The 25218-nt window shown below is 40.7% G+C and carries 25 protein-coding genes; 8 read left to right on the forward strand and 17 right to left on the reverse strand.

The window, feature by feature from the left end; all coding sequences use genetic code 11:
• Window positions 1-5: 5 nt before the first annotated feature.
• Window positions 6-1319: a two-component system sensor histidine kinase EnvZ gene (envZ, locus tag B1F84_RS14250; protein ID WP_131691787.1), complete on the reverse strand. Its 1314-nt coding sequence runs from the start codon at window positions 1317-1319 to the stop codon at window positions 6-8.
• A 5-nt stretch (window positions 1320-1324) separates the two neighbouring features.
• Window positions 1325-2044: a two-component system response regulator OmpR gene (gene ompR, locus B1F84_RS14255; RefSeq protein ID WP_008466692.1), complete on the reverse strand. Its 720-nt coding sequence runs from the start codon at window positions 2042-2044 to the stop codon at window positions 1325-1327.
• Window positions 2045-2227: 183 nt separating this feature from the next.
• Between ompR and greB the strand changes: the two genes are divergently transcribed.
• From greB to B1F84_RS14275, 4 genes are all read left to right on the forward strand, one after another.
• Entirely contained in the window at window positions 2228-2701 is a 474-nt protein-coding gene (greB, locus tag B1F84_RS14260; protein WP_131691788.1) for a transcription elongation factor GreB, read from the forward strand.
• A 124-nt stretch (window positions 2702-2825) separates the two neighbouring features.
• Window positions 2826-3131, forward strand: coding sequence for a hypothetical protein (locus B1F84_RS14265; protein ID WP_008465842.1), 306 nt, complete (start codon window positions 2826-2828; stop codon window positions 3129-3131).
• A gap of 61 nt (window positions 3132-3192) precedes the next feature.
• A complete protein-coding gene (locus B1F84_RS14270; protein WP_131691789.1) occupies window positions 3193-3771 on the forward strand; it encodes a CBS domain-containing protein in 579 nt (192 codons plus the stop codon).
• 168 nt (window positions 3772-3939) lie between these two features.
• Window positions 3940-6264 (forward strand): Tex family protein, encoded by a 2325-nt coding sequence (locus B1F84_RS14275; RefSeq protein WP_131691790.1) that lies wholly within the window; start codon window positions 3940-3942, stop codon window positions 6262-6264.
• 62 nt (window positions 6265-6326) lie between these two features.
• On the opposite strand, the gene B1F84_RS14280 is transcribed toward B1F84_RS14275, so the two are convergent.
• The 3 genes from B1F84_RS14280 to bioH all read right to left on the reverse strand — a co-directional run bounded on the left by B1F84_RS14280 (window position 6327) and on the right by bioH (window position 8329).
• Window positions 6327-7184, reverse strand: coding sequence for a putative metalloprotease CJM1_0395 family protein (locus B1F84_RS14280; protein WP_008112878.1), 858 nt, complete (start codon window positions 7182-7184; stop codon window positions 6327-6329).
• A 6-nt stretch (window positions 7185-7190) separates the two neighbouring features.
• Window positions 7191-7499, reverse strand: coding sequence for a hypothetical protein (locus tag B1F84_RS14285; RefSeq protein ID WP_008112879.1), 309 nt, complete (start codon window positions 7497-7499; stop codon window positions 7191-7193).
• A gap of 92 nt (window positions 7500-7591) precedes the next feature.
• The gene (gene bioH, locus B1F84_RS14290) at window positions 7592-8329 is read right to left on the reverse strand and encodes a pimeloyl-ACP methyl ester esterase BioH (RefSeq protein WP_131691791.1); all 738 of its coding nucleotides are present in this window, start codon (window positions 8327-8329) and stop codon (window positions 7592-7594) included.
• Between the two features lie 75 nt (window positions 8330-8404).
• Between bioH and B1F84_RS14295 the strand changes: the two genes are divergently transcribed.
• Window positions 8405-9082, forward strand: coding sequence for a phosphoribosyltransferase family protein (locus tag B1F84_RS14295; RefSeq protein WP_131691792.1), 678 nt, complete (start codon window positions 8405-8407; stop codon window positions 9080-9082).
• A gap of 6 nt (window positions 9083-9088) precedes the next feature.
• Here the strand turns inward: B1F84_RS14295 and B1F84_RS14300 are convergent, their stop codons facing one another.
• On the reverse strand, window positions 9089-11638 hold the full coding sequence (locus B1F84_RS14300) for a M14 metallopeptidase family protein (RefSeq protein ID WP_205988828.1): 2550 nt from the start codon (window positions 11636-11638) through the stop codon (window positions 9089-9091).
• Window positions 11639-11784: 146 nt separating this feature from the next.
• Here B1F84_RS14300 and nfuA point away from each other — a divergent pair, with 146 nt between their 5' ends.
• Window positions 11785-12360, forward strand: coding sequence for a Fe-S biogenesis protein NfuA (nfuA, locus tag B1F84_RS14305; RefSeq protein ID WP_008465569.1), 576 nt, complete (start codon window positions 11785-11787; stop codon window positions 12358-12360).
• A 13-nt stretch (window positions 12361-12373) separates the two neighbouring features.
• Window positions 12374-12643, forward strand: a complete 270-nt coding sequence (locus tag B1F84_RS14310) for a hypothetical protein (protein WP_131691793.1) — start codon at window positions 12374-12376, stop codon at window positions 12641-12643.
• Between the two features lie 18 nt (window positions 12644-12661).
• Here B1F84_RS14310 and B1F84_RS14315 read toward each other — a convergent pair whose 3' ends face one another.
• Window positions 12662-13996 carry an MATE family efflux transporter gene (locus tag B1F84_RS14315; protein ID WP_240702005.1) on the reverse strand — a complete coding sequence of 445 codons (1335 nt, stop codon included), beginning with the start codon at window positions 13994-13996 and terminating at the stop codon, window positions 12662-12664.
• Between B1F84_RS14315 and B1F84_RS14320 the strand changes: the two genes are divergently transcribed.
• On the forward strand, window positions 13976-15001 hold the full coding sequence (locus tag B1F84_RS14320) for a polysaccharide deacetylase family protein (protein WP_131691794.1): 1026 nt from the start codon (window positions 13976-13978) through the stop codon (window positions 14999-15001). The genes B1F84_RS14315 and B1F84_RS14320 overlap by 21 nt on opposite strands.
• A 3-nt stretch (window positions 15002-15004) precedes the next feature.
• On the opposite strand, the gene B1F84_RS14325 is transcribed toward B1F84_RS14320, so the two are convergent.
• The 10 genes from B1F84_RS14325 to cyoE all read right to left on the reverse strand — a co-directional run bounded on the left by B1F84_RS14325 (window position 15005) and on the right by cyoE (window position 25215).
• Window positions 15005-16036, reverse strand: coding sequence for a chemotaxis response regulator protein-glutamate methylesterase (locus tag B1F84_RS14325; RefSeq protein ID WP_131691795.1), 1032 nt, complete (start codon window positions 16034-16036; stop codon window positions 15005-15007).
• Window positions 16037-16044: 8 nt separating this feature from the next.
• Complete coding sequence (cheD, locus tag B1F84_RS14330) at window positions 16045-16662, reverse strand: chemoreceptor glutamine deamidase CheD (protein ID WP_131691796.1); 618 nt, start codon at window positions 16660-16662, stop codon at window positions 16045-16047.
• Window positions 16646-17476: a protein-glutamate O-methyltransferase CheR gene (locus B1F84_RS14335; RefSeq protein WP_131691797.1), complete on the reverse strand. Its 831-nt coding sequence runs from the start codon at window positions 17474-17476 to the stop codon at window positions 16646-16648. The genes cheD and B1F84_RS14335 overlap by 17 nt, the downstream gene beginning before the upstream one ends.
• 69 nt (window positions 17477-17545) lie before the next feature.
• Complete coding sequence (locus B1F84_RS14340; RefSeq protein ID WP_131691798.1) at window positions 17546-20245, reverse strand: methyl-accepting chemotaxis protein; 2700 nt, start codon at window positions 20243-20245, stop codon at window positions 17546-17548.
• Window positions 20246-20293: 48 nt separating this feature from the next.
• On the reverse strand, window positions 20294-20779 hold the full coding sequence (locus B1F84_RS14345; RefSeq protein ID WP_076919607.1) for a chemotaxis protein CheW: 486 nt from the start codon (window positions 20777-20779) through the stop codon (window positions 20294-20296).
• Entirely contained in the window at window positions 20761-22851 is a 2091-nt protein-coding gene (locus tag B1F84_RS14350) for a chemotaxis protein CheA (protein WP_131691799.1), read from the reverse strand. Before B1F84_RS14350 ends, B1F84_RS14345 begins: the two co-directional genes overlap by 19 nt.
• 14 nt (window positions 22852-22865) lie before the next feature.
• Complete coding sequence (locus B1F84_RS14355; protein ID WP_008115349.1) at window positions 22866-23228, reverse strand: response regulator; 363 nt, start codon at window positions 23226-23228, stop codon at window positions 22866-22868.
• 8 nt (window positions 23229-23236) lie between these two features.
• Window positions 23237-23509: an STAS domain-containing protein gene (locus B1F84_RS14360; RefSeq protein WP_008465590.1), complete on the reverse strand. Its 273-nt coding sequence runs from the start codon at window positions 23507-23509 to the stop codon at window positions 23237-23239.
• Between the two features lie 162 nt (window positions 23510-23671).
• A complete protein-coding gene (locus tag B1F84_RS14365; RefSeq protein ID WP_131691800.1) occupies window positions 23672-24289 on the reverse strand; it encodes an SCO family protein in 618 nt (205 codons plus the stop codon).
• Window positions 24286-25215, reverse strand: coding sequence for a heme o synthase (gene cyoE, locus B1F84_RS14370; RefSeq protein WP_131691801.1), 930 nt, complete (start codon window positions 25213-25215; stop codon window positions 24286-24288). The genes B1F84_RS14365 and cyoE overlap by 4 nt, the downstream gene beginning before the upstream one ends.
• Between the last annotated feature and the right edge of the window lie 3 nt (window positions 25216-25218).

Here is a 25218-nt window from a genome sequence, read left to right on the forward strand (position 1 = left end):
CGTTATTAGCCTGGATTAGTAACCTTTATTGGTAGGTATATTTGCGCACTTAAACCACCTTCAGGGCGATTCGAGAGCACCACCTTGCCGCCATGCATATCGATAATACGTTTAATAATTGCAAGGCCTAGGCCGCTACCTTCACTACCGCGAGCTGCATCACCTTGTTTAAACGGCTCAAATACTGACTCTAGCTCACTCTCAGGAATACCCGGACCACTATCGTTGACCGCAATAACCACATACTTTTTATTGGAATTGAAGTAACTGAGTACTTCAATATCGCCCTCTGAATATCGCAGTGCATTTTCAATCATATTAGTCACCACTCGCTTAATCGCAACACTGCTTATGGGAATTTTTCCAACATTAGGGTTCGGTTTAAACGTGATCACCCGTTGATGCTTAAGCTCACTTTGTACAACTTCACCAACCAGTGCATTAATATCTTCGCAGGTTTGTTCTTCCCGTTTATGATGGCGTAAATATTCGATAAATTGATCGATAATGCCATTCATATCTTCAATATCGTAAATAATGCCTTCACGTAAATAATCATCTTCATCAACCATCATTTCTGTGGCTAAACGAATACGCGTAAGCGGTGTGCGTAAATCATGAGAAACACCGGCCATAAGTAATCGACGGTCGTTTTCAAGGGCAGCAATACCTCGCGACATTTGATTAAAGGCGCGTGTTACCTCAATAACCTCACTCGACCCTTGCTCTTGTAACTTGGTACTAAAGTCGCCCACCCCTACTTTTATCGCAGCTTGTTGTAATGCTTTTAGCGGTCGGTTCAAGTGCCTTGCAAATAGCCAGCCTCCTAATACACTTAAAAAGCCGATGCTTGAAAGATAAAAGGTTAAAAACTCAAGGTTACTTTCTTTAAATCCGGTGAGCGGCACTTTGACCCAATAACCCGGCGCCTGCGGGGCTTCTACCCAATAAATAAGCGGATCAGTTTGACTAATGCGTACCCGAGAAAAGCCATTTAATTGCTCAGACATACTACGCGATAGCCCAGAATATTCACGACTTTGGCCTAAACCATTTCGCATAGCTTCACGCTGAGTCATTACTTCAATGCCAGTTATTTCAAAAAACTTCTCAGAGACTTCATCGGTAACTTCAACACCATCTTCCCAATCAATAAACACAGTTTTAATTTGCTTAGCCAGCATTAAATTAACTTGTTCAATGGTGGGTTTAACTACATATAAACTTACCGTGACGTAGGAGACAATTTGGTTAATAAGCAACAAAGCGGCAACCAAAAATACGGTTTGTCCAAACGCACTACGCGGAAACATTCCCATAATGATTACTTTTCACCGTCAGGAACAAATACGTAACCTAAACCCCATACCGTTTGAATATAGCGAGGGTTAGCGGCATCAACTTCAATCATTCTACGAAGGCGTGATACTTGAACATCAATACTGCGCTCAAGCGCACTATAGTCTCGCCCTCGAGCTAAATTCATTAATTTATCTCGACTTAATGGCTCACGCGGGTGAGACACTAACGCTTTTAACACCGCAAATTCACCACTGGTGAGCGACACCGTGTTATCGCCTTCACTCATTTCCCGGGTGGCTAAATTTAGGGTGAATTTACCAAACTCAATTAAATTCTCTTCTGCTGAGGGCGCTCCTGGCACTTCTTTTGATTGACGACGTAAAATGGCTTTTATGCGCGCTAATAGCTCGCGAGGATTAAACGGTTTCGGAATATAGTCGTCAGCGCCGAGTTCTAGGCCAATAATACGATCGACTTCATCGCCTTTGGCGGTCAGCATAACAATAGGGATTTGGTTTTCTTTTTGGCGTAAACGTCTGCAAATAGAGAGCCCATCTTCGCCGGGCAGCATTAGATCAAGCACCATTAGGTGAAAATTTTCACGCTCAATTAGCCTATCCATTTGCTCTGAATCGGCAGCTGTTCTGACAATAAATCCTTGCTCTACCAAATAGCGTTCCAGCAAACTGCGTAAACGTTTATCATCATCCACCACCAATACTTTTACTGTCTCTTGTCCCATAATCTGTTGCTTATTTTTATAATTTATTAATAGTTAATATAAATGAAAAACTTAAGAATAAAAAACTAATTAAGCGCTTAGATTGTTACTGAACATTTCAAACCCATTGATAGCGGTTTTATCTCGACAAGCAGCCTTTATTTTAATACCTTGCCACTCATGAAGATTAAACAAGAACTCAGCGTGAAAACAAACTTAATTACTCGCGAAGGTTATTTACAATTGCAGCAAGAGCATGATCATCTTTGGAATGAAAAACGTCCAGAAGTAACTAAAATTGTGAGTTGGGCTGCCAGCCTAGGTGATCGCTCTGAAAACGCAGACTATCAGTACAACAAGCGTTTGCTTCGCCAAATTGACCGTCGTATACGCTATTTACGAAAACGCATCCCCGATCTAAAAATTGTTGACTACTCCCCCGTACAAGACGGCAAAGTTTTTTTTGGTGCTTGGGTGGAAATAGAAAACGAGGCCGGTGAGTGTAAAAAATTTAGAATTGTCGGTCCCGATGAAATTTATGATCGCAACGATTATATTTCTATCGATTCACCAATGGCGCGAGCGTTATTAAAAAAACAAGTAGACGATGATTTTGAGGTAATGACTCCCCAAGGCGCTAAGCAATGGTACGTAAATAACATCACTTACCAAAAATAGCATCGCTTAGTTTTGATTCAGATCACATTAACTTTTTATTGTTTATATTTTATGAGTAAGCTATAACTAAGGTTACTCAAGTAATGTTGTATTAACTTGAGAGTAGTTAATTAAGGTCACCACCATGTCAAACATAACAGCGCGCATATTACAAAATGCCCTCGTGTTTGCACTCTTCATGAGTGTGAGTTTGACATTGCATGGCGCACCTAAAAATAACAAACTTGATGCTGGTTTTGCCCCAGCTGAATTTATTGTTTGTGACTCCCCTGACCAAGCAAACCTCGACACCGATATAGATTCTCTTGATGGTGTTATTGCGCTTAGAGAAATTCAACCACTTCCTTTAGCGTTTTTCTTTCATTATGAAAGTCAATTTTTAGCCACTGCCTACAATCACGCAAACCCGCGAGCGCCACCTGTTATTTAATTTAGTAACTTACTTTTAAACATTATTAAATTTTTATAACTAATTTATTTAGGTGGATATTATGTCTAACTTTAAAGAACTCCGTACCCAAGACATTTCGCATGGCACTATTGCTGATACTTTTACTAATGAGCCTGTAATTGATTTAACTTCTCCTGCAACACGCATAGTAACTAGCTTTACGCATACCAGTCCTATGCGTGCAGCGTTTGATACAACCATTGAACAAGCATCGAAACAGTTAAATACTCAGCGCTCTGATTTTATTTTAGTGACTGACGAGCATCAAAAATTAATTGGAATTGTCGCAAGTGCAGATTTACAAAGCTCAAAAATCATGATTTTAGCGCAGCGTTTAGGCTTGCCTCGTAGTGAAATTAGCTTACGCTATTTAATGACACCGCTGAGTAATTTAATGGGTGTAAGTATGAAAAGCTTAAGCTACTCATGCATTGGTGATGCACTGCAAACTATGGAACATCATGGCGCTATGTTTTTATTAGTCACTGCGGCTAACTATGAAATCAGCGGCTTAATTTCAGCACGCGATATAGCACGTAAGCTGCAAATTCCTGTTCATATTAGCCCAATAGCACACACATTTAGTGAAGTACTCGAAAGTATAGAGCACCCTCACTAAATCCGCTTTTTATTAGTATAGTTCCAACCCCGGTAATGGCATCTTAAGGCAAGTAAAATAGCTTGCTTTAAGAGCTTTTTATTACCCTCCCCTGTGATATTATTCAAGACATTGACGCATCAGTTAACTTCTTAGCTGGTCTTATTTTTTGTATTAAAAGGTTTTTGCATGAGCGATATCTCTGCACGTTTAGCAACTGAGCTAAATGCACAGCAGCAACAAGTGGTTGCAGCAACAAAGTTACTTGATGAAGGCGCAACCGTCCCCTTTATTGCCCGTTACAGAAAAGAAGTGACCGGTGGATTAGATGACACCCAACTACGCCTTCTAGAACAACGTTTATCTTATTTACGTGAACTTGAAGAGCGTCGTGGCTTTATCCTGTCGACGATAGAATCTCAAAATAAACTTACCGGTGAATTAGCGGCTGATATTAAAGCAGCACAAAGTAAAACCGAACTAGAAGACTTATATTTGCCTTATAAAGCAAAACGCCGCACTAAAGGTCAAATAGCTATTGAAGCAGGTTTAGAACAGCTAGCTGATGCATTATTTAACGATCCAATGCTTGACCCAGAAGCTGAGGCTGTAAAATTTATTAATAGCGAAAAAGCGATTGTCGATACTAAAGCAGCGCTTGATGGTGCTAAGTTTATTTTGATGGAGCGCTTTGCTGAAGACGCTAAATTACTCGCTAAATTTAGAACTCATATTAGTCAGAATGGGGCGATTGAAAGCAAACTTATTGATGGCCAAGAACAAGCGGGGGCTAAATACCGAGACTACTTTGAACATCAAGAACCGTTAAAAAAAGTCCCCTCGCACCGTGCACTAGCCATGCTAAGAGCGCGTAATGAAGGCGTTTTACAGTTAACTATTAATCCTGAGCCGAGCGCTGAAAACCCAGCGCAATTATGTGCACAGATGATTAGCGATCATTACCGCCTAGATATTAAAAACAAACCTGCCAGCGCTTGGTTATTAACCGTGGTGCAATGGGCGTGGAAAATTAAGCTTGGATTACACTTAGAAAATGAATTTTTAGCCTCAATGCGTGAAAAAGCCGAAACCGGTGCCATTGATGTATTTGCTAAAAACTTAAAAGACTTATTAATGGCAGCTCCTGCAGGTCCTCGCACTACGTTAGGTTTAGATCCTGGTTTACGTACCGGTTGTAAAATTGCCGTGGTTGATAGCACAGGTAAGCTGCTTGCTACCCAAACGATTTTCCCACATGCACCACAAAATCATTGGGATAAATCATTACGCACGCTCGAGCAGCTATGTCGTCAACATAAGGTAGAGCTTATTGCAATTGGTAACGGCACCGCTTCTCGCGAATCAGATAAACTAGTTGGCGAACTTATCAAAGCCAATACCGAGCTTAAACTGAATAAAATCATGGTCAGTGAGGCCGGCGCTTCGGTGTACTCTGCGTCTGAGTTTGCCGCTAATGAATTTCCAGATTTAGATGTATCTTTACGCGGTGCCGTATCTATTGCACGCCGCCTCCAAGATCCATTGGCTGAGCTGGTTAAAATAGAGCCTAAGTCTATTGGTGTAGGTCAATACCAACATGATGTATCGCAAAGCCAACTGGGGCAAAGCCTAATTTCGGTGGTAGAAGACTGTGTAAACAGTGTCGGTGTTGATTTAAATATGGCTTCTGTGCCTTTGCTTGCACGTGTTTCTGGCTTAAACAAAACCTTAGCGCAAAACATTGTAAACTACCGTGATACAAACGGTTCATTTACAAAACGCAGTCAGTTGAAAAAAGTAGAGCGCTTGGGGCCAAAAGCATTTGAACAAGCAGCCGGCTTTTTACGCATTAACAATGGCAGCGATCCACTAGACAACTCATCAGTTCACCCTGAAGCATACCCTATCGTTAAGCGTATTTGTGAGCACAATCAGGTAGACGTAAATCACCTCATTGGTAATAAGGAGTTTTTAAATAAGCTCGCTGCAAATGATTATATTGACGATAAATTTGGCCTGCCTACCGTGACCGATATTATTAGCGAGCTTGATAAACCGGGTCGCGATCCGCGCCCTGAATTTAAAACTGCTGAGTTTAAAGCCGGTGTTGAAAAAATTAGTGACCTTAAGCCCGGTATGATTTTAGAAGGCGTGGTATCGAACGTTGCTAATTTTGGTGCATTTGTTGATGTGGGTGTTCATCAAGATGGACTCGTGCATATTTCAGCCATTACTAACAAGTTTATTTCAGACCCACGAGAAGTAGTTAAAGCAGGTGACATTGTTAAAGTCAAAGTGGTTGAAGTCGACGCTGCCCGTAAACGTATTAGTTTTACTATGCGCCTAGATGACGAGATAGACACTAGCAATAAAGCTGCCCCTGCGGCGCCGCAAAAGCCGCGCAGCAACAATGCAAACCAAACGCGAGCGCCTAAGCCTAAGCGCGACACAGGCAATGCCATGATGGGTAATGCGTTTGCTGATGCCTTTGCCAATGCGAAAGTGAAAAAATAAAATGACCCAATAAAAAAACCGCTTAGGCGGTTTTTTTATGGCTATTAAATATAAGCTTTAATTTAAATTTGTGCTGAGAATTGGCTTTGAGTCGCAGGAGAAGTGGCCAGTTGGTAAAAGCTAGCAATGCGACCAGCACGTGCTTCTACTTCAACATCACGCGTTTGCTCTTCGCTTTTAGCGGTTTTTACTTCTGAACTTTCACTATTAGAAAACGATGCACTGACTCTACTTTGACCTTCGCTGCTGTCTTCGTCATCCGCTGATGCTAACTCAGCTTGTGCTGCGGCTATTTTTTGAGTGGCATCTGCTGCAATTGCCCTGTCGGCACCTGAAGGCTCTGCTGGCGCTAGTGCTGCAGCACGTACCGTTTGCATTTTATCAATGGTTGCTTGAGGGTCACCATTGATAACCCCAACATCTATCGGTACTTCACCACCTACGGCATAGTTAGTACCGTCAGGGCCTCTTTGGTATTCATAGCTAGGAGAGCCCGCATATTGTCCACCCACAGCGGCATGCGCTTGCTCATGTGTTCGCACTTCAGTGTCGCGTGCTTTAAGCTCTTTAATTTGTTGAAGTTCTTGCTCAAGTTGCAGCTCTTCTTGCTCACTAACTTCTTCTGCAGCTTGTTGTTTTTCTTGCTCGGCATCATCTTGATCGCTATCTGCATTGCCTTCGCGTTGCGCAATCGTTTTATCGTCTGCAATTTTGCCACTCGCATTGTAGGTTGAGCTGTCGCTATTTCCTGGCAGTTTGGCTTTTTCTGCATCACTTTGGGCTTTGTTTTCTGTGCTACCGGCAGTGTTTGCAGCGGCTGGGGGAATGACTTCACGTAGCTGGTTGTCACGCCGAGCAGTCTCTGTATAAACATTTGCGGTGTTTATATTGATAGACGGAAATGGCGTGACAATATTCATGAGAAATTACACTTTAATATCAACTAAAGTGCCTAATACGTCATCTGCAGTTTGGATAGATTGCGTGTTTGCCTTAGCATTAAACTCTTCAACTTTTAAGTTTACTAATGCATCATCAATTCGTGCAGGTTGAGATACTGGCGCGGTGACTGCTTCTTCAGGACGAGCGGCCGTTAATTGACGTTGCTGCGCTAGTTGAGAGTCGTCTTGCTGCTCTATGCTGGCACGATTAATCTCAGCGCTGGCTTTTTCAATTCCTTGGCTGGCTCTATTAAACCCTTCAACACCACTATTGAATACAGATCCTATTGGCATAATAATAAACCTCCAGCAAATAAATATTGTTTAATTATCGCTCAAAAATCACGCAAAATAAAGCTTTAAACCGCAGTAATCATGGCTTTGCTTCAAAGCATTGATTTAACGGCAGATAAAAATTCACTTTTATGAGAAATAAAAGGCGCATGCGATGCTTTGTCTAACACTTCGTACTCAAAGTCAGCATTAAGTGCCACCATTTTCTCAATGGCCCGATAAGGAACGAGAGAGTCTAAGCGTCCAAAAATGCCGCGAATAGTCACTGGACATTGAGCAAATAATTCGCGTAAATCTTCATTTTGCAGTATGTCTAGCCCTGCACTTAAAGCCTCGTTATACGGAGGCGGTGACTGACTCAATAACTGCTTTAACTGTTTTACATCATCGCGAGCCGACTCACTGCCCATTGCCTGAATTGCCAAAAAGCGCTCTATCGTTTTTGAACGCTCTTGCAACAACTGCTCTTTGAACTGTTTTAATACTTTAGGCTTAATGCCAGCCCATGGCAATTGCTCTGCAAAAAAGGGCGTTGAGGCAACTAAAATGACTTTTGATACTTTTTCTGGCCAATGTTTGGCAATATAAATAGCAAACAACCCACCTAAAGACCACCCCATTAGTACCGATTGTGGCTTTAACTGCTCACTCACCTGCTTTGCAGCATCGTGTAATGTATATGGGCTTAAAGAGGCGTTATTATCACCATAACCGGGTAAATCCAAACAACGCACTTTACCTGAATATAAAAACTCTAATTCTGGTTTTATTAACTGCCACACACCTTGGTTCATTCCCCAACCATGTAACAACACACATTCATTTTGCATATTTACCTAACCTTAACCAAACTTAAGATCTATGATAGCGCTTTAAAAGGAGTTTGTAATGAGGATCATCAGCGAATGAAACTCAGCCTAGGTGATTGGCTATTTCCCTCTTACTGTGTGTTATGTCAAAGTCAAATTCATAGCTCAATGGGACTGTGTCAATTTTGTTTAGATGACTTGCCATTGCTAGATTTGGCCGAGCATGACAATTTATTTTACCGCCCTGATATTGTAGAAATGTTTCCTAACTGCAGCTTTGAAAAGCTGTTTGCATGTGCCTTTTACCAGCCCCCTTTTGATTTATGGTTAAAACAACTTAAATTTAATAATCAAATCCATTATAAAAAAGCACTGCAGCAAGTCATAAAAAAGCAACTTACTGTTTTTATGACTAAACACCCTATAGCTGTTGATGCATTTATTATTTTACCTTTACATAAAGCGCGCTTTTTAACGCGTGGATTTAATCAGGTAACCCAAGTATGGCAACCCTGTTTGGCGTCAAATAAGGTGTTAAATAATGCGTTACTTCGCCATAAACACACTTCGGCACAATCACAATTAAGCAAAGCTAAAAGGGTCAAAAATTTACAGCAGGCTTTTTCATGCACGATTAATTTAGAGGGAAAAACGGTAGTAATTATCGATGATATTATGACCACAGGAGCAACTCTTAATGCGGCTACATTATCGTTAAAAGAAGCGGGCGCTAAACACGTATGGGCATTCACTACGTGTTTAACACCACTTTAGGGCGTGTTAGTTTCCACTCACGCGAAAGGTGTGGCCGAAAAATAAAGCATTACTTAACAATCGGCTGGTGCCATACCAGTACCCTCTAAATACAGGGTTGTCAGTCATCGCAATAACACTACCTCGCCCATAAGAATGCGCCATTAACGCAGCTCCACCAGCCACTTGCTCTACATTTATTGCATCAGTAAAACCAGCAAGGAGCGGCTGCTGTGTGTAGGTAAGTATATTTACAAACGGTGCTTGCGAGGCTTCCAATAGCCAGGTGCTATTTTTAAATACAGGTAGTGTGTCACGCTTAAATGAAAATGTCAGAGGGTGAGTTGTATCTACCTTGGTATTAAATATCGCACCGGCAATACGCTGGCGACCCGCTAAGTGGTCTTTGTCTGCATATTTTAAACCTTGAGTATCAAATGCCCCAGCCACATCTTTACGCGATAAGTAGCTTGCTTTTAATAGCTGTTGATCGGCTAAAAACTTAGCTCCGCCTTTGTGTCCCCAAATAACACCGCCTTTTCTCACCCAACTTTTAATTGCCACTTTATCGGCATCAGATAACGTCGAATAATCGCCATGCGCCAACACAATATGGCTGTAATTACTGAGCTCTAAAGACGCTAAACGATTCATTTCAACAATGGTTGGCGCTACACCTACAAAACGATCTAGGTAGTACCACACTTCACCCGCTTCATATTGGCTCACGCCTTTACCGCCAACAAGTAACACCTTAGGTGCAGAAACCACAGCCATAGAGCGCGACCCTAAATCAGCACCTTTACTGGTTAAGCCAGTAGTAATTGGTTTAAGTTCAATCCCAAACTGGCTTTGTGCTTGATTTAGCTTTGCCACCCAGTCAGTATCAGTTTGAAGCCCAGCAGGAATGATAATACTACCGGCGTCAAAGTTTACTTCTGCGTTGGTTGATACTGCAGTTAATGGTTTTAGTGCAACACGTGCTTTAATGCCTTGCTGTAACAGACTATTGAGCATTTTCGGGGCCTGCATGTCATCCCATGCGAATCCATAGGCGTAATTTTTAGTCAGTGGCGCTAACTCTGGCTGCTTTGCTTTTTGCCAAGCTGTTTTTTCTATCTCTAACCCCCAACGGCTGTTTACTTTAGCAAATGGTAAATTAAACGCATGCGCTAATGTCCAACCCGACACATCGTAAAAGGTGTTATCGGCAAAGTTTTGTTGCTCACTAAAAATAGCTTTAACTAATCGATATTGTGGTTGCGCAAGCGGCACAAAATAACTATCAGCGGTAAAGTTTTTACCCTCAGCTTTTAGCCCTTCTTTCACTGGGTAGGCATTAATTTGATGTTGTTTAAGTATGCTTAAAAAATCGTTAGTACGGGTGTGATCTTCAGCTGCTTGAACAATATAGCCTTGATAGTCTTCATCTTTGGCAAGCTCAACCGCTTTGTTATAAAAGTTCGCTTGATACTCAAGCAAAGCTTGGCGGTTATCAATCGCCGCTTTAAACGTTGATAAGCTCGTTAAAAGTTGGTTTTTAATTGTAAACGCAAACGTTAGCGGACCATTGATCGTTTCTTGAATATGGCCACGAGAACTTGCTTGTTCAAATAAAATACCCACACCCCCGTTTACATCGGGGTAGGTAGAGCCTTTACCATAATAAAAGTCATCAAAGCTTTCTTCTGTAAAGTATAGCGCGTTGTTTTCATCTAATGTTTTAGCATGATAATTTGCAATCGCTTTGGTAAGGCTCACATTTTCTTCAGGCGTAATTGGGTGTTTACGACTTGGGATACCCGGTTGAAAAAAGTAGCTACTATTTGGCCCCATTTCATGAAAGTCAGTTAAAATATTAGGTTTCCAATAATGAAACTTAGCAATCCGAGCCCGCGACTCTGGGTGCTGTAACAACAACCAATCACGGTTTAAATCAAACCAATAATGGTTTGTACGGCTGCTTGGCCAGCTCTCTACATGCTCTCGGGTTTGCGGATCTGACGATAAGTTCATACCCCGATTACTATTAGCCCAATTTGCAAAACGTGCTAGTCCATCTGGGTTAAGCGACGGGTCGAGTAAAATAACCGTATTGTTAAGTAGGTCATTTATTTCATCGCCTTGCGCTGCCGCTAAATAATAAGCGACTAGTAACGCTGCATTACTACCTGATGATTCGTTACCATGAACACTGTAGCCCATCCATACGACACTGGGCTGCTCTGCTGTTTTATTGTTTGAATTATTTAGGCGAGCTAAATGTGCTTGGCGAGTTTTTTCTATATTTTTTAATTTGTTAGCCGCTGTAATCGTAAGCATAACTAACGGGCGCTGTTCGTGAGTTCGGCCTATTACTTCAAAATTAATTCGATCGCTTTTTTGAGCTAAAATTTCCATGTAGCGAACAAGTTGGTCATGCCTTACATGCCACTCACCCACTTGATAACCCAGTACCTCTTGTGGTGTTGGTATGGTGGAATCAAATTCAACCTGTTGCTCAAAATAATAAGATAGGGGCTTTGCCATACTTGAAAAACTGGCCAGTACCACCATTATTGTTAATATGAAGCGCATGTAAATCACTCTAAAAATGTTTGTTAATTGCACGCTACCATTGCTTAAAATAGATGCCAACTTTTTACGTTCAACACTAGCCGCAACACGATGAGCGGAGTATGATATGCAGTATCCGAGTAATTTAGTCAAGTATAGACGGTATTATGATTTCTATTTCCGAAACAGCGCAAGCGCATTTTGCTAAGCTATTAGCAGATCAATCTCAACAAACGAATATTCGTGTGTTTGTTGTTAACCCTGGTACATCACAAGCTGAATGTGGTGTTTCTTATTGTCCAGAAGACGCGGTAGAAGAGAGCGATATTCGCCTAAATTTTAACGGCTTTGATGCGGTTGTTGATGCTGAAAGCGCGCCTTTTTTAGCCGAAGCTGAAATTGATTTTGTTACCGACAAAATGGGTACTCAATTAACACTTAAAGCACCTAATGCTAAAGCACGTAAACTAGGTGAAGATGCCAGCTTGAATGAGCGTGTGCAACACATGCTAGAAACCGAAGTAAACCCACAACTTGCCAACCATGGCGGCCAAGTTAGCTTGGTAGAGATCACCGCAGCAGGTGTTGCTGTACTTCAGTTTGGTGGTGGTTGTAATGGATGTTCTATGATCGATGTCACACTAAAAGAAGGCATTGAAAAAGAGATGATTGCTAAGTTTGATGAAATCACCGGTGTGTCTGACATTACCGATCATGAAGCAGGCGAGCATTCTTACTACTAAGCATTAATTCATTATGCTAAAGCCACTTATTTACCGCTTAGGGAGCGACCCTAAGTTGAGTTTAAATCGCTTTTTTCGCGGGCTAGCACTATTTGTGCTAGCCGTGATATTTATCGCTGTAGGCTATTACAGCCATTATAGTTTGCAAGTTATTGGCTTAGTAATTTTAGTCCCCGCTTTATTTTTTGCTTTTTGGGGCTATGCGGGTATTTTTGCTAACCGCTTTTCTCAAGTATTAAAAAATATCCCTTCCAAAAATAACGACCCCGACCTTTGGAAGTAACGGTTTATATCAATTCGCTTAATTAAGTAATTGATTATTAGCTTTTAATTGTTGATATTTAACAATAAGCGTTACGCCTCGCATAAGCATAAAACAACTCATGGCTAACCATAAACCATGGTTTTGCCAGTCCTGAAATAGCCAAAACACCCCGAAAAAGCCTACAATCGCTGAAAGCAACATACTGTTTCGCATCGCTTTAGCGCGTGTCAGACCAACAAAAATACCATCGAACAAAAAGCAGCTCATAGCTAAAATAGGCAATGCTATTACCCAAGGTAAATAGTGAATGGCCTCGTCAATAACCTCTGGTACATTCGTTAATAGCTTAATAATGCTGCTGCCAAAAACTATAAAAAACACACTATACAAAACGCCAAATAACATACCCCAAAATACACTTATTTTTACCCAAAGCCTTATCTTTTCAACACTTTTTTGACCTTTAGCTTGACCTACTTTGGCCTCACTTGCATAGGCTATTCCATCAAGTGCAAAGCTAACTAACATTAAAAAGTTGAGTAAAACAGCATTGGCGGCCAGTGTGGTTTCACCGAGGCGAGCAGCATAAAAGGTCATAAAGCTAAAACATAATTGCAGTACTAAAGAACGAATAAAAATATCGCGGTTTAAGCTCAGTAGTCCTGCCATTTTTTCTAAACTAAACCAATTTGCTACAGCCAAGCTCATACCATGCTTTTTAGCAAGTTGAGCCACTAGCAATAAAGCAAATACAAGCGCGATATAGTCAGCAATAAGTGATGCCCACGCAGCCCCTGCAACCGCCCAATCAAGGTACACTACAAAATAAATATCGAGCACAATATTGGTAATGTTAGTCACTAACAGTAAATAAAATGGCCCTCGGCCATAATGAACACCTAACATCCAGCCTAGTAAAACTAAGTTGCATAGCGCTGCAGGGGCGCTAAAAATACGAATACTAAAATACCGATAGGCTTCATTGAGCACATCGCTATTGGCAGCTGATAAATACGCGATGGCATGTTTTATAAGGGGTGATAGCAAAATAAGGAGTAAGGCAACCGAAGTGGCTAACAATAAACTGCGCTTAAGTAAGGCTACGAGTTGGGTTAAATCATTTTGACCATAAGCCTGCGCCACCAGCCCAGTGGTGCTCATTCTTAAAAATCCAACGAGCCAAAATAAAATAGAGATCACAGTTGAACCCAAAGCAATACCGGCTAAATAATGCGCGCTCCCCAAGTGACCAATCACAGCCGTATCAACAATTCCTAACAACGGGACGGTAATATTTGATAATATCATCGGACCGGCTAACAACAACAAGCTTTTATGGTGTGCCTTATTATGTATAAGAAATTGTTTCATTTAGTATTATTATTCCTGATTTGTGGTTCTATACGCGCGCAAGCAGCTGTTATTCTACAGTATCATCACGTCAGTGAAACCCTTCCCGCTGTTACCAGCGTGAGTGCCAACACTTTTACTAAACACTTAAATTATTTAAAAGAGCATAACTTTAACGTTATTCCATTAAATGAGCTGATCAGTGCATTGCAACAAGGTAAGGCTTTAGAGGACAAAACAATCGCGATTACCTTTGATGATGGTTACAACAATAATTACGATCAAGCAGCTCCTATCCTTGAGGAATTTGGCTACCCGTACACTATTTTCGTAAACCCAAAACTCATTGATGAGCAAGCGAGCTATTTGATGGGGTGGGATAAGCTCAGGAAGCTTGCAAAAAAAGGAGCACTTATTGCTAATCATAGTGCCGAGCATAACTACCTACATAAAAAGCTTGAAAATGAAACGCAAAGCCAATGGCGCGAACGCACAAAAAAAGACATTCTTAGTTCACAACAGCGTATTAAAGAGGAAATAGGTCACGACTATAAATACGTTGCTTACCCATACGGAGAGTTTAACAATCAACTACAAGCACTCGTTACTGAGCTAGGTTTTGTTGGTATTGGCCAGCACTCAGGAGCCGTTAATCAACACTCTAACTTTAGCCGCTTACCGCGCTTCCCCGCATCTGGTTTTTATAGCAAACTAGGGACGTTAATTACCAAGATAAATTCAACTGCCTTTACCATTAATAAGCTAACCTATGAAGATAGTGTCACTTCAAAAAATCCACCGACACTCACTATAAAGCTTGAAACAGATGACTTTCATAAGAGTCAATTTGCCTGTTATGTATCAAGCGTTGGCCAAGCTAATTTAAATTGGTTAGACGATAGTACGGTTGAGATAACATCGCCAAAACAGCTTAATAAAGGCCGCTCTCGCTTTAACTGCACGGCTCCATCAATAAAACAAGCCGGCAGTTATTATTGGTTTTCACAACCTTGGGTGATCAACTAAGTTTTACCTTTTCATTACTTGATTTAATAACCGCTGGGTCATTTTCTCCAGCGGTACCACTTCATTTGCCGCCCCCATATCAATAGCAGCTTTAGGCATGCCCCATACCACAGACGAATACTCATCTTGCGCAAGCGTGTATGCACCTTGTTGCTTTAATGCGAGTAACCCTTTCGCACCATCACTTCCCATGCCGGTCAATAGTGTGGCAACAATATGCTTTGCACCTATTTCAAGTAATGAGTTAAATAAAACATCCACTGCGGGTTTATGTCTATTAACAGCCTCTCCATCATCAAGCTGACAATACAAAGCACTACCTTGTTTACTAATTCGTAAATGTAAGCCACCCGGAGCTATATAAGCGCAACCTGCTACCAGTTTATCGCCTTGCTGTGCTTCTTTTACGTTAATAGTACAAGTGCGCTGCATTCGCTCTGCAAATGAGGTGCTAAATACGGGAGGAATATGCTGCGTTATTACAATGGGTGGGCAATTTTTGGGCATACGTATCAGCACTTCTTTTATCGCCTCGGTTCCCCCTGTTGATGCACCGATTGCAATCACTTTATTTACTAAAAATTCGGCATGGGTGGGGATAGGTTCTGCTACAGCACTGGTTTTTTTGTAGCCTCGAACCCGAGCACTAGCCGCCACCCTGACTTTTTGCTGCACTGTGTCAGCATATTGACTCATTTGTTGTTTAACGTTAACCGTTGGCTTTGCAATAAAATCAACCGCCCCCAATTCAAGCGCTTCAAGGGTGATAGGGGAACCTTTTTGAGTCAGAGTGGAAATCATCACTACTGGCATGGGGCGTAAGCGCATTAAGTTTTTTAAAAAACTAATACCGTCCATTTTTGGCATTTCAACATCTAGTGTTAACACGTCCGGATTGTGTTTTTTAATCATTTCTCTGGCTTCGTATGGGTCTTGTGCACAACCCACTACCACAATGTCTTTTGCCTGTTGCAGTATCTCTGTCAGTAATTGCCTGATCAGTGCCGAGTCATCAATTATTAATACTCTAATCATAGCCATCCTTAAAAAAGTTCTATATCAGTGGCTTGAGTTTGCTGTTCAAGATTATGTAAGTAACGCACTTCACGTTTTTCAATGGTGTTATTGTGTAAGTTTCTTAGCTTTTTAACCTGTACTTTTCCATTATGGGGATTAAAAAATATTTTGCGCGGCCAGGGGCCACCCATATCATGCGCCACTAGGTTTAGCGCCTCTTCTACAACATACGCATTTGCAAAACTAATATTGCCAATACCTATATCTGTCATTGCGCTAATTATTTTGCCTCCCCCAAACAATTTTACTTTTAAGTTTGCCCGAGAAGCGCCATTTTTAAGCACTTCATTAATTAAATATTCCATGGCCCAGTTACCATAACGACAACTTAAACTATGTGCTTGGTCAATTCGCTCACCCTTTTGAATAGGTAGCATAAAGTGGTTAATACCTCCTATGCCAAGCTTATCGTCGTAAACACAAGCAGCAATGCACGACCCGAGCACTGTGGTGATCAGCTCATCGTTTTTAGAAACATAAAATTCACCTGGCAATACCTTAGCGACCACACGCTCTCGCGTGGCATCCCAATAGCGCTTAATGTGCTCGAATCCCGTTAAAACCGGCTTAAATTGTGTTTGCATGAGCTACTTTTTGATACATGGTTTTCCCTAAGTTTTTAAATAAGACATGCTCTTTTCCCATGGTTTCTGAATGCCCTAAAAATAAATAACCTTGGTTATTTAAAATATCGGCATAACGGTTAAAAAGCTGATCCTTTGTCTCTTTGTCAAAGTAAATCACTACATTTCTGCACAAGATCAAATCAAATGGACCCTTCATAGGCCAATCTTGGAGTAAGTTTAAACGCTTAAATGAAATACATTGCTGTAGCTTGGGTTTCACTTTATAACTTTGACCGTCTTTGCTAGTTAAAAACCAGCGCTTGAGCAGTGCATCATCCAATCCATTCACATTTGCCGCAGTATAAATACCGCTCTGAGCTTTAGCTAATACATTAGAATCAAGATCAGTTGCTAAAATTTTCACATCCCAATCACTTGGAAAAGCCCCTTGTAACGTCATAGCTAAACTGTAGGGCTCTTCACCGGTAGAGCAGCCAGCAGACCAAATGCGAACGCGCTTAGTCTGTTTATTTGTTTTTAACAGCGTTGGTATAAACTGCTCTTTTATAAACTCAAAGTGATGAATTTCACGAAAAAAAGAGGTTAGATTGGTAGTAATGGCATTAATAAATGCATCAAACTCCTGATCCTTATGATTTTTTAAGTAATCTAGGTAACTAGAAAAGTTTGTTAATTTACGCTCACGAATTCGCCTTGCTAATCGTGAGTAAACCATTTCACGCTTATGCTCTCCAAGCACAATACCACAAGCGTTATACACTAAATGAGCCACTTCCTTAAAATCGCTATCCGTTAATAAAAACTCTTTCATTATGCACTCTCAAATAAATATAAAGATAGATTCAAACTAACCTCATTGTTTGAACCATCTAAAATAGGGTTAAAACTCCTCCCACTCTTCAGCTGAGTCTACAAAGTTTTCACCTTTGCTTTTGTTATTAACAAAGCTATTTTCTTGCTTATGCGTTATTTCAGGGGTGCGAATGGTGGGCGATACCACCGCCATATCTTGCTGCCCTAGTGAAAAGAAGTGCAGTAAACGGCGCATTTCATTAGCCTGCTCTGCCATAGATTCACCTGCAGCCGATGCCTCTTCAACCAATGCCGCATTTTGCTGAGTCATTTCATCCATTTGCGATACGGCTTTATTTACTTGCTCAATCCCTGCACTTTGCTCTTCAGAGGCCTGAGTTATATCAGCTATCATTTGTGTCACACGTTTCACCGACACCACAATCTCCTGTAACGTCACACCTGATTCATTTACAAGAGCGCTACCATCAGCAACTTTGCCAACACTATCTCTAATTAACTCTTTAATTTCTTTAGCTGCACCAGCTGAGCGCTGAGCTAAGTTACGCACTTCACCCGCAACAACCGCAAAGCCTCGGCCTTGCTCACCCGCTCTTGCAGCTTCTACAGCAGCATTAAGTGCTAATAGGTTTGTTTGGAATGCTATTTCGTCTATTACACCAATAATGTCAGCAATTTTTTTACTCGATTCGTTAATAGCCGACATACTGGTTACGGCCTTATTAACAACCTCGCCACCTTGAATTGCTTTATCACAGGTTTCTTCAGCTAAGTCATTAGCCACCTTGGCATTATCAGCATTTTGACGAACCGTACTGGTCATCTCTTCCATACTAGAAGCTGTTTCTTCTAATGATGACGCCTGCTCTTCTGTACGCTGGCTTAAATCGGCATTGCCTTGTGAAATTTCTTCAGCCCCACTGGCCACCAGTGTAGCCGATGTATTAATGCGATTAATGACCTCGGTTAGCTTGTCTGCCGTCGCATTTGCATCTTTTTTAAGTTTATCAAACGAGCCGTAATACTGTTTTTCAATCCGTTTTGATAAATCCCCATTGGCCATTGCATCAAGCATAGTTCCAGTATCTGCTACGGCGTCATCAACCACTTTAACTAAACTATTAAGACCCTGAGCTAAACGCAGGAAGAAGCCACCTTTTCCTTGCTCAACCACTCGGCTATTTAATTCCCCTTTACTTGCGGCGCTGACCAACTGAGCAATCTCTTTTTCTATTGCCACCTCTGCCGTTCTGTCTTCCCATTCAACTACAGTCCCAATTCGCTCATCGTCTGGGGTTATAATTGGGTTAGCAACTAAACCAAAGGTTCTGCCGCCCACTTTAATTTCAGTACTGTAAGTGTTCGTTAGCTTTGCTAACATATTTTGCTGATGGGCTGGGTTTTTATGAAATATATCAATGTTTTGATTAAGTAAATTTTTACAATCAAAGTTAGGTAAATCGATGCGTATATCATTTTGAGCATTGCTCATCATATTTTTCACCGCGTCATTCATATACACAATCACATTCGATGCATCTGCAATCATAGTGTTTGTTGCTACAGTGTCTAACGCGCGACGAACACGTAGGTTTTCTTCTGCTCTAGCACGCTCTTCATCGGCCTTAAATACTTCATCAGTAATATCTTGCCACTCAACAATCGTTCCTAAACGCTCTCCTTCTTCGTTAAACCATGGCGAAGCAATTAAATTAAAAATAAGACCAGCTAATTTGAGTGTCGCTTTATGGGGCGCATCTAATTTTTTTAACAGCTCGCGCTGATGCGCAGGGTGTTGATGAAAATCATCAACACATGTGCCAATTAAGTCACTTACAGCAAAGTTGGGTAGTACCGATTGCAAATCCCTTTCCCGTGCTTTTAGCATTTGCTTAACACGGTCATTGGCAAAGATGATGTTTAAGTCATTATCAGCCATCATCACATTTGCTTGGCATACTTTTAGAGCGTTGGCTAAGTCAGCTGTTTTTTTAGAGGCTCTTTCAAGTTCTTTTTGTTCGCTAATATCAGTTGCATATTTAATGATTTTTATTAATCTTCCGTCCATATCATAAATGGGGTTATAAGAAGCATTAATCCAAATTTCACGGCCTTGTTTATCAAAGCGCAAGTACTCACCTCGGTCGTATTCACCCCGTCCCAGTTTGGCCCAAAAAGCTTGATAATCTGCACTATTTGCATATTCAGATGCAACAAATAAACGATGGTGTTTACCTTGTATTTCATTAAGGTGGTAGCCAAATGTGGCTAAAAAGTTATCGTTGGCATTTAGCACTGTGCCATCTAAGTCAAACTCGATTACCGCTTGCGATTTATTTATTGCCGCAACTTGTCCAGCAGCTTCTGCCGCCTTTAATTTTTGCAATGTGATCTCAGTGGCAAATTTAATCACTTTAATCACTTGACCCTGTGAATCTAAAACAGGGTTATAGGTGGCTTGTATCCAAACTTCTTTAGCATTTTTGCCAAACCGCTTAAATTCATCTGAAATAAACTCACCCGCGCTCAGTCGCTGCCAAAATTGACGGTATTCATTACTTTGCGCTTCGCTAGGGCTAACAAATAAAGAATGGTGCTGACCTTGAACCTCAGCAAGTGAGTAGTCCATTACGCGAAGAAAATTTGCATTCGCAGTGATAATTTTTCCGCTAGGTTCAAACTCAATTATTGCTAATGATTTATGCAATGCATTTATGATCAAATCATTGCTTGATTCAGACTGTTTTGAATTACTAAACCATCCCATGCTTATCACCACCTTTAAGTTATTTACTTTATTTAGTTACTGTTACCGCTAAATATCCATGGTTGCAGGCAAGTCAATCAGGGCGATCATTTTTTCGCCCACGTTAACTAACCCTGCGACATATTCACTTTCATTGGTTTGGGTTAAACTCGGTACGGCTTTAGCATCTTGCTCGGCAATACTATAAACATCCGCCACCGCATCTACCGTAATACCCATTACTTTACTTTCTTGTTCAAACTCTACTTTTACAATAATCACTACTGTTAACGGTCCATACTCAATGGTGGGTAAACCAAAACGTAACCGCAAATCAATAATAGGGACTATAGTGCCACGCAAATTAATAACGCCTTTTACGTACTCAGGGGCATTTGGCAATGCGGTTATGTCTTCCCAGCTGCGAATTTCTTGCACCGTTAATATGTCTACTCCGTATTCTTCTTCAGCCATAATAAAGGTAAGAAACTGCTTAACGCCTTCTTTGCGCTGTAGTTCAATATTGCTATTTAATGCTATTGATTCAGAGAACATGAATCCTCCAGAGTCGCCGATGGCTCAATACTTAATGCTTGGCTGCCAGGTTTTTTTAACCCAGAAAGCTTAATTAAACCGCTAATATCTAAAATTAACGAGACCCGCCCATCGCCTAAAATGGTTGCCCCCGATACTCCATCCACTTTATGGTAATTAGCTTCTAAACTTTTTATAACCACCTGCTGTTGCGACAATAAATCATCAACTAGCAGCCCTACTTTTTGGTTGTCGTTTTCCACTACAACCAACAGGGTTTTGTCTAGCGATTCAATCGCATTTTGATGATTAAAAATATCGTATAAACGCAGAATAGGAATGTATTCGTCACGTAATCTAAGTACGTCTAAGTCTTTACCAACTCGACTGACTTTGGAGATATCAATTTGTAATGACTCTACAATTGAGATTAATGGGATGATGTAAGTATGCTTGGCCACTTTAACCAATTGCCCATCTAAAATAGCCAAAGTGAGCGGCAGCCGAATAGTAAAAGTAGAACCAATACCTTGTGCAGAAGTGACCTCTACTGACCCATTTAATGATTGAATATTACGTTTAACCACGTCCATACCTACACCCCGGCCAGATAAGTCACTTACCTCATCAGCGGTAGAAAACCCTGGCATAAATATGAGTTCGTTAATCTCATCATCTGTTAACTCGCTATCGCCCGTAATTAGCTCGTTGGCAATTGCTTTTTCTTTAATCTTTTGGGTGTTAAGGCCTTGGCCATCGTCCATTATTTCTATGACGATGTTACCTCCCTGATGAAAAGCATTTAACGTAACCTTGCCCACAGGATCTTTACCTGCTGCAATACGCTTTTCTACAGTTTCAATACCATGATCCAAAGAGTTTCTTACTAAATGCACCATAGGATCAGATATTTTTTCCATCACGGTTTTATCTAGCTCGGTTTGCTCTCCAATCAGTTTTAACTCCACCTCTTTATTAAGCTTTTGAGCAATATCACGCACCAAACGCGGAAAGCGGCTAAACACAAAATTAATTGGCAGCATACGAATACGCATCACATTTTCTTGTAAATCTCGAGTGTTATGCGCTAATTGCGCCAATCCCTCTTGAAGAGACGTTACCGTGGTGGCTGTCATTTCCTGTTCGCTAAGCTGATTTAACATTGCTTGGGTAATGACCAACTCGCCCACCATATTAATTAATGAATCAACCTTATCGATACCAACCCGAATAGAAGTAGATTCAGGCGCAGCTTTAGCGCTGGGCGTATTGGCAGGTGCCTTTGCTTTACTCGCTTTGGGTTGCTCAGCAGTTTTGGAAGCTTCCTCCACAATAGCCGGTTCGTTAATTACTTCCTCTGACTCGGCTTTAGCATCATTAAATAAGCCGCCACATAGCTCGACTTTAATATCTGCATCATCTTCAACCCATTCAAAAATCTCTTTAATGGCTTGGTCATCACGTTCAGTATTTAAGAAAAATCGCCAATATAAAAAGCACTCATCAGTGGTTAATTCTTTAATGTCAGGTATCGCATCGGTGAATACTTGTACTTCTAACTCACCAAGCTCAGCTAATTCGCTGATCATAAACAAAGGTTCGTTACCGGTTTTAAATAGATGAAAATGTGGCTTAAAATCAATCTGGTAAGTATTAACGATAACCTGCTCAAGGTGTGTTTCATCACCTTGAACTTCACTTGCTGGCATACCTAGTAAGCTTTCAAACTGTTCTCGCAAAGTGTCTGCTTGGGTTAAATCAGGTTCTTCCTGTACTTTTAGTGAGCTTAGCAAAGCTCTTAAGCAATCTACTGATTTAAGTAATAAATTAATATGCTCGCTAGTTATATTGCGCTCACCTTCACGAATTTGATCTAGTAATGTTTCTAATACATGGGTAAAATTTGCAATTGAGTTAAATCCAAAAGTAGCACTGCCCCCTTTTATTGAATGAGCAGCTCTAAATATAGTATTAATGGTTTCTAAGTCTTCTTCGCCTGGCACTAAGTTGAGTAATTCAGTCTCCATGATATCGAGGCCTTCAAAACTCTCTTCAAAGAACACTTCAAAAAACTGGCTTAAATCAATACTCACAGTGCACTCCTAAGTTAACGGATTACTTTTTTTAGCACGGCTAATAGCTGATCTGGATTAAAAGGTTTTACAATCCATCCTGTTGCCCCAGCAGCTTTACCTTCTACTTTTTTATCCATCCCCGACTCCGTAGTAAGCATAAGCAGCGGTGTAAACTTGTAATCTGGTAGCCCTCTTAGTTCTCTAATAAGCGTGATCCCATCCATAATTGGCATGTTTACATCAGAAATAACTGCATCAAAACCTTGTTGCTTGGCAATGGCTAATGCCTCGCTGCCATCTTTGGCTTCGGTAACATCAAACCCTGCTGTTTTTAACGTAAAGCTCACCATTTGGCGCATTGATGCAGAATCATCGACAGCTAAAATTCTTTTCATATAAACCTCTAGTTAGTACTTTCTGAAGCTAAATATTCACTTAAACCGAGTTGTTCAATGGCATTTTTTAATGCGTCACTGCTGCCAACCCAGGCAATTTTTTGATTGATAGTAAGAAGGTGTTTTTGTAGGGCACAAAGGAGTTGAACCGAGGCGGTATCAGCAGACATAACATCGCTAATATCCAGACAAATATCTCGGCTATTATTAAGCTCGCTTAATAAATCTTGATGTAAAACGTCAACCTGAACAATTGAAAGCTCATTTGGTAGTTTAAGCATTTTTAAGCTTTTCCTTATCAACTCAATCCATAACAAAAGCTTAGACTGAGATAAAGAAAACGCCATAAAAACGACTAAAAAATAACTAATTAATTAAAAATAGCTGTTAAAAAACGTAAAAAGGGGCACAAAGCCCCTTTAAAATTATTAAACCATTAAAAGCTAGTTTTTGTAGAAATCTGCTATTTCAATAAATTCCGCTGTTAATTTTGTAGTATTAACCAAAGGCACATCACCTTGTTTAAATTCAGGCTTAAAAATAGCTCTTAATGCACCACTGCCATCAACAAGTGCAACCGATGCACTATGATCCACCGCATAGTCAGACTCATCACTATCACTAATTGCGTAAATTAATCCAAGTTCTCGTACAAATGGAAACAAGTCTTTATGCTCCCCAGATACAGCTAAAAAGGCAGGGTTAAAATAATCTATGTACTCTTTACGTTTTTGAGCAATATCTCGTTTAGGATCGACAGATATAAACCACACCTGCAGTGGATAATCAGCTTGTAAGTTTTTATAGACATTGTTGAGCTTAGCAAGCGTCATTGGACAAATGTCAGGGCAGCTTGTGTAGCCTAAAAACACTAAGTTCCACTGATCTAAAAACTGCTGTTTTGTCACTAACTCCCCCTGTTGATCATTCAGCGAGAAATCAGATAACGGTTTTGCAGTTTCGTACACTAATGCATCAAGATCTTGTAAATTTTTTTTATCACCACATGCCGATAAAAAAAGCACCGAAAAAACAATTAACCCACACCATAACTGCTTCATATAGTTAGCCATTTATCTATAAATAAGATAACAAAGAGTATCATTAAATGAATAATCGAAAAACGAAATAAATCCATCGCGGTGTCCTCTTTGGCGGCAAATTTTAAGTTAATTGCTTTGTATACAAATACCACATTGAGAATACATGCCCCGCTTAAATAAATTAGCCCCGACATACTTATCAAATAAGGCAGTACGCACACTATGGCTAATAGTACTGAGTACGCGAGCACACAGGTTTTACAAAAGTCGATTCCATGGGTCACGGGTAACATGGGGATTTTAGCGCGTTCGTAATCACTTTTACGCGCAATGGCTAACGCCCAAAAATGCGGAGGAGTCCATGTAAATATAATCATCACCAGCAACCAAGGAGCAGCGGCCATTTGATTGGTTTCAGACACCCAACCAAGTAAAGGTGGCATGGCGCCTGCCAAACCACCAATCACTATATTTTGTGGCGTAGCACGTTTTAAAAACGACGTATAAATAAACGCATAACCAACAAGTGCAAATAAAGTGAGTATGGCGGTGAGTGTATTTGCCCACAACATCAACATAATAAATCCTGCCACACCAATTACAGTTGCAAAACTAAGTGCATGTAATTTACTTAAGCGTCCTTTGGCGACTGGGCGGTGGCGTGTACGTGCCATTTTACTATCAATTTCGCTATCAACCACATGGTTGATAACAGCAGCTGCCGCAGAGAGTAAGCCTATCCCTAATAAACTTATGAATTGAACCCCAATACCTCTGCCAACGTCAGGGGCGAGTGCTAAGCCCACCCATGCCGTTAACACCAGCATAGCTACTACTTTAAATTTACTGATTGCTAAATAATCTTGGATTAAATGATAACTTTTAGTCAATAACGATGGGCTATAAACGGGCTGCATTGCTTTTTTGTTAATTGTAAGTGCCATAAC

This window comes from Pseudoalteromonas sp. DL-6 (assembly GCF_004328665.1).
Taxonomy (GTDB): Bacteria; Pseudomonadota; Gammaproteobacteria; order Enterobacterales; family Alteromonadaceae; genus Pseudoalteromonas.

Excerpts from the sequence above, each read along its gene's own strand:
- B1F84_RS14315 (WP_240702005.1), bottom strand. The coding sequence starts at position 13,996 with ATGAAACAATTTCTTATACATAATAAGGCACACCATAAAAGCTTGTTG.
- B1F84_RS14300 (WP_205988828.1), bottom strand. The coding sequence starts at position 11,638 with ATGCGCTTCATATTAACAATAATGGTGGTACTGGCCAGTTTTTCAAGT.
- B1F84_RS14325 (WP_131691795.1), bottom strand. The coding sequence starts at position 16,036 with ATGATTAGAGTATTAATAATTGATGACTCGGCACTGATCAGGCAATTA.
- B1F84_RS14295 (WP_131691792.1), top strand. The coding sequence starts at position 8,405 with ATGAAACTCAGCCTAGGTGATTGGCTATTTCCCTCTTACTGTGTGTTA.
- B1F84_RS14340 (WP_131691798.1), bottom strand. The coding sequence starts at position 20,245 with ATGGGATGGTTTAGTAATTCAAAACAGTCTGAATCAAGCAATGATTTG.
- B1F84_RS14280 (WP_008112878.1), bottom strand. The coding sequence starts at position 7,184 with ATGAATATTGTCACGCCATTTCCGTCTATCAATATAAACACCGCAAAT.
- B1F84_RS14310 (WP_131691793.1), top strand. The coding sequence starts at position 12,374 with ATGCTAAAGCCACTTATTTACCGCTTAGGGAGCGACCCTAAGTTGAGT.
- B1F84_RS14360 (WP_008465590.1), bottom strand. The coding sequence starts at position 23,509 with ATGCTTAAACTACCAAATGAGCTTTCAATTGTTCAGGTTGACGTTTTA.
- envZ (WP_131691787.1), bottom strand. The coding sequence starts at position 1,319 with ATGGGAATGTTTCCGCGTAGTGCGTTTGGACAAACCGTATTTTTGGTT.
- B1F84_RS14345 (WP_076919607.1), bottom strand. The coding sequence starts at position 20,779 with ATGTTCTCTGAATCAATAGCATTAAATAGCAATATTGAACTACAGCGC.
- nfuA (WP_008465569.1), top strand. The coding sequence starts at position 11,785 with ATGATTTCTATTTCCGAAACAGCGCAAGCGCATTTTGCTAAGCTATTA.
- B1F84_RS14365 (WP_131691800.1), bottom strand. The coding sequence starts at position 24,289 with ATGAAGCAGTTATGGTGTGGGTTAATTGTTTTTTCGGTGCTTTTTTTA.
- B1F84_RS14320 (WP_131691794.1), top strand. The coding sequence starts at position 13,976 with ATGTATAAGAAATTGTTTCATTTAGTATTATTATTCCTGATTTGTGGT.
- ompR (WP_008466692.1), bottom strand. The coding sequence starts at position 2,044 with ATGGGACAAGAGACAGTAAAAGTATTGGTGGTGGATGATGATAAACGT.
- bioH (WP_131691791.1), bottom strand. The coding sequence starts at position 8,329 with ATGCAAAATGAATGTGTGTTGTTACATGGTTGGGGAATGAACCAAGGT.
- B1F84_RS14355 (WP_008115349.1), bottom strand. The coding sequence starts at position 23,228 with ATGAAAAGAATTTTAGCTGTCGATGATTCTGCATCAATGCGCCAAATG.
- B1F84_RS14335 (WP_131691797.1), bottom strand. The coding sequence starts at position 17,476 with ATGAAAGAGTTTTTATTAACGGATAGCGATTTTAAGGAAGTGGCTCAT.
- B1F84_RS14285 (WP_008112879.1), bottom strand. The coding sequence starts at position 7,499 with ATGCCAATAGGATCTGTATTCAATAGTGGTGTTGAAGGGTTTAATAGA.
- cheD (WP_131691796.1), bottom strand. The coding sequence starts at position 16,662 with ATGCAAACACAATTTAAGCCGGTTTTAACGGGATTCGAGCACATTAAG.
- B1F84_RS14275 (WP_131691790.1), top strand. The coding sequence starts at position 3,940 with ATGAGCGATATCTCTGCACGTTTAGCAACTGAGCTAAATGCACAGCAG.
- B1F84_RS14270 (WP_131691789.1), top strand. The coding sequence starts at position 3,193 with ATGTCTAACTTTAAAGAACTCCGTACCCAAGACATTTCGCATGGCACT.
- B1F84_RS14265 (WP_008465842.1), top strand. The coding sequence starts at position 2,826 with ATGTCAAACATAACAGCGCGCATATTACAAAATGCCCTCGTGTTTGCA.
- cyoE (WP_131691801.1), bottom strand. The coding sequence starts at position 25,215 with ATGGCACTTACAATTAACAAAAAAGCAATGCAGCCCGTTTATAGCCCA.